Here is a 212-nt window from a genome sequence, read left to right as displayed (position 1 = left end):
CGGTTCATCCCCGCGCGTGCGGGGAACAGTCCCCCGGAGGCCGATATGGCAGAGATTGACCCGGTTCATCCCCGCGCGTGCGGGGAACAGTTCCCGTCGCCGTGCCGACCCGGCCCGGCCTTCGGTTCATCCCCGCGCGTGCGGGGAACAGGCTGCTTCACGATGTCAGTCATGGCAGGTCTCCGGTTCATCCCCGCGCGTGCGGGGAACAG

This window comes from Pseudodonghicola xiamenensis DSM 18339 (assembly GCF_000429365.1).
Classification (GTDB): domain Bacteria; phylum Pseudomonadota; class Alphaproteobacteria; order Rhodobacterales; family Rhodobacteraceae; genus Pseudodonghicola; species Pseudodonghicola xiamenensis.
Note: the sequence above shows the minus strand (reverse complement) of the source record.